A 12,901-nucleotide genomic window follows, 5' to 3' on the forward strand; every position below is an offset into this window, starting at 1 on the left:
TATACTTTCATTATGAACATTGCAATGAAAATCATTTTTAGCGAGGTAACAATATGAACTTACATTCTTTTATCAAAAAAACAAGTTCGGCTTTGGCACTTGCACTTTCGTTTGGCATTGTGTCAACTTTTACAAGCTGTGCTTCTTCTCAAAAAAACACAAATTCTGAAAACACGCTTCCAAAAATCAATATGTCAAAATGGCTCTACAATGCCGATGACGATGTTTATTATCAGCTGGGACTTGAATATGCAGCAAATCCTGCTGACACAAAATACGAAACCCTCGGTCTGTTTGTGCCAGGCGCATATTTTGACGGAAGCGATAACGGCGACGGAACTTTTACTGTAAAAATCAACAGCAAAAATACCGTGCAGGGTTTTTCTTCAAAGAATGCACCTTTTGTAATGCCGATTCAGACTCCGGGTTATGCCGCTCTTGAAGCCCCGGTAAGCTACACTCACGATGTAAAACAATACACTGACGAAGGTTTTATATTCGTTTACGCAGGTGCAAAAGGCCGCGATTCTGGTGTTCCTGCCGGCGTAACGGACTTTAAGGCCGCAATCCGATACGTCCGCTACAACAAAGAAAATCTTCCTGGAAACACACAAAATTACTTTACTTATGGAATGTCAGGTGGCGGAGCACAGAGTGCGCTCATGGGTGCAACAGGAGACGCTCCTGAATACGAGCCGTACTTGCAGGAAATCGGGGCTGTAATGAGCGAAAGCGACGCAATCCTCGGCAGCATGGATTGGTGCCCGATTACAAACCTGAACGTGGCAGATGCCGCATACGAATGGGAACTGGGCCTTGCCCGCACAAATCTCAGCAAAGAAAACAAGACGATTTCTGAAGGGCTTTCAAAAGAATTCGCGCTTTACATAAATTCACTCGGCCTAAAAGATGAAAACGGAAACCTTCTTACTTTGGAGCAATCAGAAGACGGTCTTTACCACGCAGGAACTTATTACAACTATCTAAAGGGAGTAATCGAAACTTCACTCAACAACTTTCTTTCTGACACAAAGTTTCCATACAACGCAAGCAAACAGAAGGAAGCTCTTGGCCAAAACATGATGCTCCCGCCAGACTGGAAACCAAGAGGACCTGCCGGAATGGCAAGACCACAGTTTTCTGCAGAAGATTTGGACGGAGTGAGCAGAAATTCATCAACAAAAAGCGGCAACGTGGATTTGAGCAAAACTTACAATTCTGCAAAGGAATATATCAGCGCATTGAATGCCAATGAAGAGTGGGTTTTGTATGATGAAAAATCTAATACGACAAAAATCACAAGCGTAGAAGCGTTCATGCGAAATGTGAAGCAGCTTCAAAAAAATGTTGGAGCTTTTGATGATATGAGCAAAAGCCAGCCAGAAAACACACTCTTTGGTTTTGGAGACGGAAATGGCGCACATTTTGATTCGTTTATGGCAAAAGTTCTTGAAACGATAAATCCAGAGATTGCAGCAAACTACAAAGAAGATCTTTCAAAAAAGGATTCTCTGGGAACTTCTATGGAAGAGCGAAGCAATATGTACAACCCAATGTATTATCTAAGCCCGGCTTATTCAGGCTACAAGACTGCAAAAGTCGCAAAATTCTGGAGAATTCACGCAGGAATCTTCCAGGGGGATACAGCCATAAGCACGGAACTAGATTATGCACTCGCACTTCAAAACTATGGAAACGAAGTAAAATCAGTTGATTTTACAGAAGTCTGGGGACTTTATCACACCGAAGCAGAACGGTCTGGAAGCTCCACTGAAAATTTAATCAAATGGATAAAAGACTGCCTCAAAGCGTGATTCTGAATCATCCTCCAAAAAACAGGATTTAAGAACACCGACTTTGGTAAAAGGGAACTTCGAAAGACTAACAGAGTTTTTTGAGTTTCCCAAAAACTAAAAAGCCCTGCAAGCGGATTTTTCGCCGGCAGGGCTTTTTTTATAAATCGTTCGCAAGAATTTCGGCGAGCATTTTTATGAGCGAGTTGTATTCCGCATCGAAAAAAAATTCATCATCTGAAATCTCGCCCTCGCACTTCAAAAGCTCAATCAAAAGCATCTTTAATTCTTGATTCATATTCATCAAAAGTGATTTGTTCTAGCCACCAGATACACTCTGCAGTTTTTGCTGAATTTAGGATTTCTTGATTTAAAAACAACGTGGAGAATTTGTAAAAGTGAATTATGGGAAATTGGCGTTCAGTGCAGTTACAAAGGCGAGAATTTCCTAATATTTTTCGTTCAGGGCATTTACGACGGCGAGAATTGTTTTTGCCTTTTTAGTAATGATTGCGTTAAATCCCGTACGGTTTGTTTGTTAAAATCTGAAAGTTGATGATATTGTTCAATAAGAAGTTTGTATTCGCCTGATAGAGTTAAGTTTGAATTAATATCTGAAAGGGCGACACCCTTTACTAGATATTCAACCGTTACTCCGAGGGAGTCAGCGATTTTAACAGCATTTTCGACGCTTGGCTGGGATTTGTTTCCTGAAAGATATTTGTCGAGAGTACTTTTTTTGATACCTGTTCGTGCTGAGAGTTCCTTAATCTGAACATCTTGAAACACAAGTTCATTGTGTAAGTTTTCACCAAATCCCATATTTACATTGTAGTAATATCTGGCGCTCAAAAATTTGCAAAGCGTAATATTTTATGTTAATATGTAAAATATTAGAAAATATTATGTCTTATTGCTTGCAAATGTAATATTTTCTACAGATTTCTCGTTTTGAGAAAGTGGAATTAATATTTGATATAGAAAATACAGGAGGCATGTTTAAATGAACGGAAAACAGCAGATTATCAAAAGTCTTGTTCAGGTTGGTATTCTTAAAACAAGCAATCCCAGCACAAGGGATTTGGCAAACATAATTATGAGAATGTACAAAAACGCCGTAAATGAACTCAGCCGAAGCGGACTTCACCCAAATGTCATCTTCGATACAGCACGAGGACAAATCGAAGGTGGGCTTGGCGTTAACTGGGATGTTGACATAGCACCAATACTAAAAGTAATCGGATACAGTGACCAGGACCTGTTGGAACTTATTCCGTAATGAGTTAGAGATAAAAATTTCTTTTGAAAGGAGTTTGCTTTATGGCAAAAAAGTATGATGTTTTTTATCAACCTGGTAGCGATGATTACGCAGTTAGGGTACGAGATGGATGTCGAATAACAGCTGATCATATACCGACACTGACTGCTGCAGAACATATTGCATCGGATTTGTTGCGAAAAGCTGGCGGTGGAACAATCGATATTGTCAGAAAAGATGGAAGTTCTGCAGTAAAGAAAATTTAAACTAAAATGGTGCTACGGAATTTATAGTGCGTTTCATATATTCTGTAGCACCCCTATAAAATTTTGAGGAGAAAGATATGTCAAACAAGGATTTGCGTGATGTGAATATTTCTTTGAAAAATGTTCCTTTGAAGAAGATAAAGCCCATGGTGGACGTGATAAAAAAAACTGTTCCTGGTTCTACTGGCTCAGTTGTCGTTTCTAAGCCAAAAAGACTATCTGGTAAAACTGGAGATTCCAAACAAATTGGTGATAATCGTAGGTAAAAGTATTTTGGAGTGGATATGCGTATAGAGATTTTACGTAAAGGTGATGAAGTTCTTACTGTGACGTCAAACTTCATCGCTGTTAAAAGAAAAAATTCTGAAGTTGATTTAATTCCTTTGGTTGATGATTCTGGTACTGGATTGAGAGTTGATGAGAAACGCATTGTTACAATTGGTTTTGGAAACAATATGGTTACAGAAGAAACAGAAGACGGGGGAATGATAATTAATTTTTAGTTTGATGGAGTTTGAAATGGGAAATTTAAACGTAGTTCTGCCTAGTGATGATTTTGAAAAAATAGCTACACAGGCTGATAATATGAACCTAAATAAAGAAGTTCAGAAAGCTGTTAACTTGGCAAAGCGCAATGGTTACTCGAAAAATGGGGGTATAAAAAAAATGACAAACGACCTCGCTGATTTAGGAGTTATTTCTGAGCAACAGCGTAATGAAATAAATGCGGCTGTCAATGCTAGAAATAAAGTTATACATGAAAACAAAGATTCGGACTGTGAACAGACAGAAAAATTCAGAAATACGTTAGATTCGATAGATAAAAAGCTCAAAAATGGTTTTGAGATAAAAATATAAAAAATCATTCAAGGAGGCTATTTTATGGCAAAGAAAGAAAAATGTCGGTTGATATGCCTGATCCTCATGGTTGCAAAGAGACTGACGATGGTTTACACATGTGGGAAATCAGAGATTTTTAGAAAACTCCCATGACCGACCACCACGTGCATATCGGACAGTTCAACGAAATCTATTATGACGCGCTTGAACTGTTCGAGTTAATCGAACGTCTTTCTCTACAGGCAGACACTTCATCAAGATGGAAACATCCTTAGGTGCAGCCAATGCAATTATTCAGGACATATTCCTGATTGGGGTGGTCCTAAACCTGGAAAAGGTAAAAAGTGTCCTATTTGCCATACATGGACCATTTATAACGGTACATGTACACAATGTGGACTTACAGGTGCTTGATTAATACAGGAGGTAATGAAATTATGAAATCAGAAACCTACAGAAGAAAGATAGAAGAATTGGAAGAAAAGATTGCTAATACGCATCCTCGATTCTGTCATAAAATTGAAGCCATGGAGGTGGAAAAAGAGCGTTTAGAACAGAAACTCGCAGAAAAAGAAGAAGAGGAAGCTCAAAAGCGAAATCTCGAAGATGAGTCTGAATCAGAGACTGAAAATGACGAATTTGATGATTATGACTATGATGAGGAGGACGAGGACTTTGATGATTGCGATGATACCGAAGACAACGAATCTGCCGATGATGAGTGGGATGAAGAAAGTAAGTCTGCATTAAAAAAAGACTTAGAACTGGAGGGGCATACCGAGGCTTATATTCAAAAAGCACTCGAATTAGGAACTGATGACTCAACCGATATTTTCAGCGAACTTTCTGATGACGAAGCTAAAGAGGAATTTTGTTATCAACTTGATTCTATGGGAGTTTCTGAACAAACAAAAGAGTTCTTTATTTCACAAGGTAATGATTTCCCTTATTGGGAAAAAAGTTCATTTGACTCCATAAATATTTTTGAGGATGCCTTTCAAGCGGGACTAGCCCATTATGGTGATGAACAGGCAGCTATTACCTATGCAGATGCATGCTCTTCTAAAGGATGTATTGGGAGTTTTAATGATGAATTTGAAGAGTTTGTTCGCGCTGGAGAACCTTGGTTACTGCAAGAAGGTTTCGGCTTTGCAAAAGACGAATATAGTGCAGATGATCTCATTTCCATGTATTATAAATACGACGCTCCTTGCTTAGACTATGATGATGATGAAAATGGCTTTTCTTTTGATGATGACCATTATCGCTCAAAGGAAGCTGTACAGGACGACGAAATAGCAGGGGACGAAGAGGAAGAAGAAATAAAACGTAATATGGAAAAATGGTAAGACTACAGTCGTGAGGAGTCAGAAGAGCTGCTTGAAGAGCTTCGGTGCAATCATGCCGACTACACTGAAGTAGAAGCTTGTGAACGGTTACTTCAGAATAAATCTTAATCGCCGAATACCCGAATGCAAAAGTCATTCTTGCCCACTCGAATCCTGTAAAAGAAACTGCCGAAATGGTGAACAAATATCCCAACGTCTTTTGCGACACGGCTTGCCTCTCAAAAGAAAACCTAACGAAGCTTCGCCAAAAAGTTACTGACAAATCAAAAATCCTCTTCGGTTCAGATTTTCCGGTGAGCCATTATTTCGCGTCACGCTTTTCGGGCAAAACTAGCTCTCTTGAAGACGAATATATTCTGACTGCGAAAAATTATATGTTCTGACGGCATATCAAACGCGATTTGTAAGGCAAACCTTCAAGCCAAATACGAAAAATCGATTTTCCTAAGTGCCAATGCGTTGCAAAAACTCCCCTACTCTTCTCCCGCCAATCGCAAAAGAAATTCTTTTTCCTGCTCGCTTAAGTTCTTGTGGCTGTTCAGGTATGGCTTACAATATTCTGCGCCTAAAACGCGAGGTTTTTCTTTTGGAGAAATGGAATTATACAACACAAGAAGTTTGTCGGGTTTGATTTTAAAAGTCCGCCTAAAATCATCGCCTTTTACGGTGACCAAAAGCGTGTAATATGTAGACCTTCCAGAGTGTTTTTCAAAAGCAATGTGAAATGTCTGAGCCGGTGAAAGAGAAATTGATTCCGCGCGCTGATTAAAAACACCGAATTTTTCAATGCGGTCTGAATAAAGCACTTGCCGCGGGAAAAATGCCAGCAACGACACAACAAAGGAGATTCCCGCAAAAGCGACAAGAAAATATCGTTCCAGCCTAAGTTTTTCTTTCTGACTTTTTTTGCTGGTGCGTTTTCTTTTTTTTGAGATAAAGCGTCTGGCAACAAGAATAGCCAAAAAAACAAGGAGAGTGATTTTTGAAATTACCGGAAAAATGCCATACTCTTTGAATGCAAGCACGGACGAGTCAAAACAAGCAAAACTTCCTTTTCCTACAGAAGAGACAAAATACAGCACGAACGGAAGAAGCCAAAGCCATCCGGCTTTAATTTCAAGAAAGAGATAATAGAAGCCGATTCCAAGCACAGCCAAAACGGAAACCAGAGCGGCACAAAAACGTTCATAAAGAGGAAGTTTTTTCTTGGGCCTGGATTTTTCCCTTTTGATATATTTCCGTCGTTTGGTATTCATTTCAGTAACAGAATTTGTGAGGTGGCAAGACTGAGAAAAAACGCGCTCAACTTTTCTTGCCGCGCTCAGAATCGTTTTTTCTTACAAAAACAAAAGACGCGGGAAAATAAAATGAAGAAGACCCGCAACAAGGCACGCAAGCCCAAAAATCTTTCTTCCGCCCATAAAAACCAAGTCTACGAATCCCGGAAGATTTCCTTCGTAAGATTCCTGCGATTCAAACCACTCCACAAAAAGACAGATACAAGCCATAAGACTCGCAATCGCAGGAAGGAAATCGCCGAGCACCGGAATGTCGTCCGGAACCGTCGTGTAAAAAAGTTTTATAAGACCTACAAGACCAGAAAGGGCCGCAATCACGAGACGGAACGTTGAATCGCTCAAAAACGCCGCAGAAGTCAGCGCAAGATTTTTCTTTGTAGAAGCAAGCGGTCCGTCACCAAAAGAAGTATCATCATCCAAGCCAAAATCATCCCCCAGACCATCGCTTGAAGAACTAGCAGACTGACCGCCAACAACAGAAGCATAAACAAGTATCAATCCTGCAATCACATTCAGCAGAACTGACAAAAAATATATTTGAAGCATTTTCCCCACCTTTTAAAAATGTTCACTTTTTATATTATCGATTTGAAATTAATTTAACTTATTCATTTTTTAACTAATTTTTAGAAAACTCCTCAAATTTTACCGAAGGTAGTCCGTAACGTTTTTTACAGGTGCGTTTAGAGAAAATTTTTCCCCGCGCAACTCAACGTCCGCCTTTACGGAAATAACTTCAAGCGACGAAAAAGACGTTTTTACATCAAGCCCAAACTCTGGAACCTTCACAGATTTTCCATTTTTCTTCAATTCTTTGATTTTTTGTATTTCCTCCTGCTTTTCCAAAAACAATTTTTTTCCATTGTATTTTGCAAGAACCGTATTTTTTCCAGAAATCTCGCCTTCTGCATTTACAGTAAAGAATTCAATTTTTACAGGAATTTCGCCATCATAATCTTCAACGAATTTTTTTGTGGGCGGGTCGATTTTTAAATTCACATAAATATTTTCGCCAAGCTGCTCATACGTGAACGCAGAAAGCGAAAAATGCACGCCGAATTTCGAATCTTCATTTTCTTTTGCACCAAAAAAGCCGTAAAAAACAACGATAAGAAAGCAAATAACGAGCGCAAAAAGCATAAAACGATTTCCGCGGGTCGCAACGAGAGCCTTAAAAAGCCCCGGCTTAAACGCGACAATTTTTCCGTCGTAATAATCTTTTACAATCTGCGGGGCATGAGCCAAACGCTCTTTTCGATTGTAACGAAAAACCAGACCCTCTTCGTTCTCTGCATAACCTTCGGTAATATTGTTAAAGTCCATATTTACTCTCCAAGATAAGCATCCAGAAGCGCGTCAGTGCGCCACCAGCTGATTTTTGCCTTTTCTTTCTGCACAAAAAGCCCGCTGATAATTCCTTCGTCACTCAGAGACAAATTAAAATAAAGATTTTTTTCGTGATTCACGTCAAGCGAACGTTTTACGATTTTTTGGCCGTCCGGCTGAACCATTTGCGTCAAATACCCATTTTCGGTCGGAACCATAAAAAAGAGCCAGCCGTTTTTTGAAACGCCAAAAAAATCATAGGGAATATTATAAACAGACTTTGCCATGTCCTCAGAAACCGTGTATTGATAGACAGGAATTTCCAAAGGCTCTTCAAACGTTCCCGAACGAACTACGAACGGATAAAGCATCGTTTTTTTGAATTCAACTCCGGTCGCAATTTTTAGGTTCGGGTCAATGGACGTTCCGTAACAGTCAACTTTCAAATAAAGCTTCATTGCCGTGTAGTCCGGCACAAGATTTTCTATAGAAAGATATTTTACAAGATTCTGCTCAACGTCTTTTTTTGGAACCGGAATCGAACTGTTCGAAATCTGAATGTTGTAAAGCGGGAATCCGCTCGTGTTGAACCAATAAACCGCGTATCCGTCGCCGCCAGAAGCCCCGATTACGATAAGTTCATTTCTAGAATTCGTGTAAATGTTTTTTATAAACGGAAAAGGAGTTCCGCCAGGTCCGTCCTGCCCAACGTAATCAATAAAATTTCCGTCGCTGTCAAAACGAAGAACCACCGAACTCAAAAGAAGGTCTTTTTTGTCGTTTCCGGTTTCAGAATTTTTTCCTTCGCTCTGAACAAAACGTTCCTGCATCTCAGGTGTCAACGTGTCAACAACGTAAATGTATTTTCTTGAGTCAACGACAATCGGGCCAAGAGTATTAAAAGGATAGCTCACGGATTTTTTCATTGAGACTTTGTTGGAGTCCGGCTTAAAAGCTGGAGGCATTATGTTAGAATCTTCGTTATAAATTACGGTCAGCAGATCTCCGTAAGAATTGAACTCAAGGATTTTTTTTGCTTCGCCATTCGCAATGTAGAAAAAACCGTCGCGCATGGTCATATACGTATTAACTTGCTCATGTTTCGACAAATCAAAAAGATTCAGTTCATCTTCAAAACTTCCGTAATTCAAATTAAAAAGCTCATTTTCGTTAAGTGTAGCAACAACTCCAGAACGAGCACATCCAACAAGAGCCAACGATGCAATACAGAAAATCAGCAATATTCCACTTTTAAATCTCATTCTCTCAGAATATTAGCATAAGGCGAATTAGTCAAACAGATAAACGGAAAAGGGAAAGATGAAAGATGCCCGGAGGTTGAGTAGCGAAGCGTATCAAAGCCACAAATGCACGGGAAGTTGACTTTTCGGATTTGACACAGATGAACGGTGATAAACACAGATGGAACACAGATAAGCTGAAAACCTTCGGTGGTTGAGCTTGTCGAAACCACTGCAAATGAAAAATCGTTAGATTTTTCGAAATCCGTGTGACAATTTTAGAACGAGAATGACGTTTTCAGGTGGTTTCGACTCCGCTCAACCACCGTATCGGGCAGGGTTTCCGTCCACCGAAGATGTTTGAAAGCTGCCTAGCATGACGCAAAGCCAAATACGTGAGGTGGTCTGCGAATGTGCAAGTTGACTCGACTCCCTCAATAATTTCGAGCGACTCGCTCGAAATAAAACTGCACCCGCAAAACGAGGCCTTGCTTGCCGCCGCGTTTTGTGACCCCTGCAAGTGTACCCACCAGAACGCCAGTTTTCGCAAGAAAACTCGTGGGAAACGCTAAAACAAATCTTTTGGACAGAAAGTTACACTTGTAGCGTTTCCACTTTTACTTTATATTTATTAGGTTATGTTAGTTGATAAAGTACTGTCCGTTATTTTTGGCTCTCAAAATGAAAGAGATGTAAAAAAATTAAAACCAATCGTCGAAGCGATAAATGCAAAAGAATCTTGGGCGCAATCCCTTGCAGCAGAAGATTTTCCTAAACAAACTCAGATTTTTAAGGAAAGACTCGCAAAAGGTGAAACGCTCGATGACATTCTTCCAGAAGCTTTCGCACTTGCGAGAGAAGCAGCTCGGCGAGTTCGCGGTGAAAGAGCTTATGATGTTCAGCTCATGGGTTCTATAGTCCTCCATTCGGGACGAATCACAGAAATGAAGACTGGTGAAGGTAAAACGCTTGTCGCTGTAGCACCTTCGTATTTGAACAGTCTCACAGGCAAAGGCGTTCACGTTGTAACTGTAAACGATTACCTTGCAGAACGAGACGCTTCCACAATGCGCCCGGTTTTCTCGTACCTCGGCGTTACAGTCGGAACAATTCTTTCGAGCATGGATAATGCAACCCGAAAAGAAAATTACAATTGCGACATCACCTACGGAACGAACAACGAATTTGGTTTTGACTACCTCCGCGACAACATGCAGGTAGACATTGACCGCAAAGTTCAGCGTGGATTCAATTACTGTATTGTCGATGAAATTGACTCAATCCTCATCGATGAAGCACGAACTCCTCTTATTATTTCCGGAGCGGGCGAAGATGACACGTTCAAGTTCTACGAAGTTGACAAATACGTTGACCTTTTCGAGGAAATGGAAAAAGACCCGAAAACCAACGATTACCCGGAAGAAACAGAACTCACCCCAGAGCAGCGCGCCGCCCTCAAAGGTGATTATAAAATAGATGAAAAATCAAAACGCGTATCTTTCACGAATAAAGGTATGAACAAAATTGATGATATTCTTCATCAGCACAACCTTATTGAGCCAGGCACAACAGTATTCGACGAGCAGAACTTCGAGTACGTTCATTACTTTACACAGGCTCTACGCGCACACATTCTCTACGAAAAAGATGTTGAGTACGTCGTTCGTGACGGCAAAGTTGAAATCGTAGACGAATTCACAGGGCGAATTCTTGAAGGAAGACGATATTCAGATGGATTGCATCAGGCAATCGAAGCAAAAGAGCACGTAAAGATTGCACAGCGAAACCGTACAATGGCAACGGTAACATTCCAGAACTTCTTCCGAATGTACGAAAAACTTTCGGGAATGACCGGTACGGCAGCCACAGAAGCAGTTGAGTTCAACAAGATTTACAAACTCGATGTAGTCGTTATTCCAACAAACCGGCCAGTTGCCAGAAAAGACGAAAACGATGAAGTTTACCTCAATGAAGAAGATAAATGGAACGCAATCGCCAAAGAGATTTCTGAGGCACACAAAAAAGGGCAGCCGGTTCTCGTCGGTACAGTTTCTGTAGAAAAATCAGAGCACCTTTCAAACCTTCTTACACGTCTCGGAATTCCGCACGAAGTTCTTAACGCAAAGAACCATGCTCGCGAAGCTATGATTATTGCAGAAGCTGGCGCAAAGGGCGCAGTAACGGTCGCAACAAACATGGCTGGTCGTGGTACAGATATTAAGCTTGGCGGAAACCCAGAGTCGAGAGCTTTAAAACGCTGCGGAACAGAGGCCACGCCAGAGCAGTACGAGGCAGCTTACAAAATCGAAAAAGAAAAATGGCTCAAGGATTATGAAGAAGTAAAATCCCTTGGCGGACTTTACGTTATCGGTTCTGAACGCCACGAAAGCCGACGTATCGACAATCAGCTCCGCGGTCGTTCAGGACGACAGGGAGATCCAGGACGTTCAAAATTCTTCATTTCTATGGACGATGACCTTATGCGTCTCTTCGGCGGTGACCGAATGAAGAACATAATGAAGAGAATCGGTATGCAGCCAGGAGAGCCAATTGACCACCCGTGGCTCAACAAGGGTATTGAAAAGGCTCAGAAAAAGGTTGAGGAACGCAACTTTGAAATCCGAAAGAACCTCATCGACTATGACGACGTTCTTAACGAGCAGCGCGAGTACATCTACCAACAGCGCGATGATATTCTCGTTGATGAGAATCTTACAGACCGCGTAATGGATACTGCAAAAGAATATCTTAATGATTGGTTCTATCAGTACGAGCACGGTAAAAAGAATGCTGGCGGTCAGAAAACACTCATTGACAACATCAGGAACACTTTTGGGTTGCAGCTCAGCCCAGATTATCTTGAAAAAGACAAGGTAATCTCAATCCTGCAGAACGATTTGACCGAAAAGCTTACTCTCATCGGAAAAGAACAGTTCAATATGTTCATCCGTTATCAGTACATTCAGCAAATCGACCGAAAGTGGCTCGACCAGCTTGAGTACCTTGACGGTCTCCGAGAAGCAGTTCACCTCCGCTCATACGGAAGCAAGAACCCTCTCACCGAATACAAAATCGACGGTTTTAACCGCTTCGACGAAATGATTGAGCAAATTCGTATTGATACTGCAGGAAGAATCTTCAAAGTAAGAATTCAGATTGCACCTGCTCCAATGCCACAGCGTCAGGTTCAAGGAACGGCGCAGCACGAAGAAGCACAGTCAATGAGCCAGCAAGCCGCTTCAAACCGAATGGCTCAGCAAGCGCAGCAGCAGGCGTCAAGAACGATGGCGGGAGCTTCCACAGGACATAACGTTACTGTAACAAGGATAGCCCCAAAAATCGGTCGCAACGATCCTTGTCCATGTGGCTCAGGTAAAAAATACAAAAACTGCCACGGCAGATAAGTAAGTAATTTGTAAAAATTAGACAGTACTTTACGCAAACAAAAAGGACTTTCCAACGATGGAAAGTCCTTTTTTTCATCCGCTCTCAAAGTGCAGCGCGAATTTTCTTAAAATTTGAGGGGTGCG

The 12,901-nt window shown here is 40.9% G+C and carries 15 protein-coding genes; 9 read left to right on the forward strand and 6 right to left on the reverse strand.

Features of this window, described 5'->3' with window-relative positions; translation table 11 throughout:
• Positions 1 to 53 precede the first annotated feature (53 nt).
• A complete protein-coding gene (locus JI65_RS03510) occupies positions 54 to 1,814 on the forward strand; it encodes a subtype A tannase (protein ID WP_191013996.1) in 1,761 nt (586 codons plus the stop codon).
• A 139-nt stretch (positions 1,815 to 1,953) separates the two neighbouring features.
• On the opposite strand, the gene JI65_RS03515 is transcribed toward JI65_RS03510, so the two are convergent.
• Entirely contained in the window at positions 1,954 to 2,091 is a 138-nt protein-coding gene (locus JI65_RS03515; protein ID WP_191013997.1) for a hypothetical protein, read from the reverse strand.
• Between the two features lie 173 nt (positions 2,092 to 2,264).
• Entirely contained in the window at positions 2,265 to 2,615 is a 351-nt protein-coding gene (locus JI65_RS03520) for a helix-turn-helix domain-containing protein (RefSeq protein ID WP_191013998.1), read from the reverse strand.
• A 181-nt stretch (positions 2,616 to 2,796) separates the two neighbouring features.
• On the opposite strand from JI65_RS03520, the gene JI65_RS03525 reads away from it, so the two are divergent.
• The 7 genes from JI65_RS03525 (at position 2,797) to JI65_RS17735 (ending at position 5,889) form a co-directional block, all read left to right on the forward strand.
• Positions 2,797 to 3,072 carry a hypothetical protein gene (locus JI65_RS03525; RefSeq protein WP_191013999.1) on the forward strand — a complete coding sequence of 92 codons (276 nt, stop codon included), beginning with the start codon at positions 2,797 to 2,799 and terminating at the stop codon, positions 3,070 to 3,072.
• Positions 3,073 to 3,113: 41 nt separating this feature from the next.
• Entirely contained in the window at positions 3,114 to 3,317 is a 204-nt protein-coding gene (locus tag JI65_RS03530; protein ID WP_191014000.1) for a hypothetical protein, read from the forward strand.
• Between the two features lie 77 nt (positions 3,318 to 3,394).
• The gene (locus JI65_RS03535) at positions 3,395 to 3,583 is read left to right on the forward strand and encodes a hypothetical protein (RefSeq protein ID WP_191014001.1); all 189 of its coding nucleotides are present in this window, start codon (positions 3,395 to 3,397) and stop codon (positions 3,581 to 3,583) included.
• 18 nt (positions 3,584 to 3,601) lie between these two features.
• Positions 3,602 to 3,820, forward strand: a complete 219-nt coding sequence (locus tag JI65_RS03540; RefSeq protein ID WP_191014002.1) for a hypothetical protein — start codon at positions 3,602 to 3,604, stop codon at positions 3,818 to 3,820.
• Between the two features lie 16 nt (positions 3,821 to 3,836).
• Positions 3,837 to 4,175: a hypothetical protein gene (locus JI65_RS03545; protein WP_191014003.1), complete on the forward strand. Its 339-nt coding sequence runs from the start codon at positions 3,837 to 3,839 to the stop codon at positions 4,173 to 4,175.
• 419 nt (positions 4,176 to 4,594) lie between these two features.
• Positions 4,595 to 5,506: a hypothetical protein gene (locus JI65_RS03550; protein ID WP_191014004.1), complete on the forward strand. Its 912-nt coding sequence runs from the start codon at positions 4,595 to 4,597 to the stop codon at positions 5,504 to 5,506.
• A gap of 107 nt (positions 5,507 to 5,613) precedes the next feature.
• A complete protein-coding gene (locus JI65_RS17735) occupies positions 5,614 to 5,889 on the forward strand; it encodes an amidohydrolase family protein (RefSeq protein WP_422822274.1) in 276 nt (91 codons plus the stop codon).
• A gap of 90 nt (positions 5,890 to 5,979) precedes the next feature.
• Here JI65_RS17735 and JI65_RS03560 read toward each other — a convergent pair whose 3' ends face one another.
• From JI65_RS03560 to JI65_RS03575, 4 genes are all read right to left on the reverse strand, one after another.
• The gene (locus JI65_RS03560) at positions 5,980 to 6,663 is read right to left on the reverse strand and encodes a hypothetical protein (RefSeq protein ID WP_191014005.1); all 684 of its coding nucleotides are present in this window, start codon (positions 6,661 to 6,663) and stop codon (positions 5,980 to 5,982) included.
• Positions 6,664 to 6,843: 180 nt separating this feature from the next.
• Positions 6,844 to 7,350, reverse strand: a complete 507-nt coding sequence (locus JI65_RS03565) for a hypothetical protein (protein WP_191014006.1) — start codon at positions 7,348 to 7,350, stop codon at positions 6,844 to 6,846.
• Between the two features lie 99 nt (positions 7,351 to 7,449).
• Positions 7,450 to 8,127 (reverse strand): hypothetical protein, encoded by a 678-nt coding sequence (locus JI65_RS03570; RefSeq protein ID WP_191014007.1) that lies wholly within the window; start codon positions 8,125 to 8,127, stop codon positions 7,450 to 7,452.
• A 2-nt stretch (positions 8,128 to 8,129) separates the two neighbouring features.
• The gene (locus tag JI65_RS03575; RefSeq protein WP_191014008.1) at positions 8,130 to 9,392 is read right to left on the reverse strand and encodes an LIC_12708 family protein; all 1,263 of its coding nucleotides are present in this window, start codon (positions 9,390 to 9,392) and stop codon (positions 8,130 to 8,132) included.
• Between the two features lie 617 nt (positions 9,393 to 10,009).
• Between JI65_RS03575 and secA the strand changes: the two genes are divergently transcribed.
• Positions 10,010 to 12,775 (forward strand): preprotein translocase subunit SecA, encoded by a 2,766-nt coding sequence (secA, locus tag JI65_RS03580; RefSeq protein ID WP_191014009.1) that lies wholly within the window; start codon positions 10,010 to 10,012, stop codon positions 12,773 to 12,775.
• The last annotated feature ends 126 nt before the right edge of the window (positions 12,776 to 12,901 follow it).

The organism is Treponema zioleckii, assembly GCF_014737315.1.
In the GTDB taxonomy this organism is placed as follows: Bacteria; Spirochaetota; Spirochaetia; order Treponematales; family Treponemataceae; genus Treponema_D; species Treponema_D zioleckii.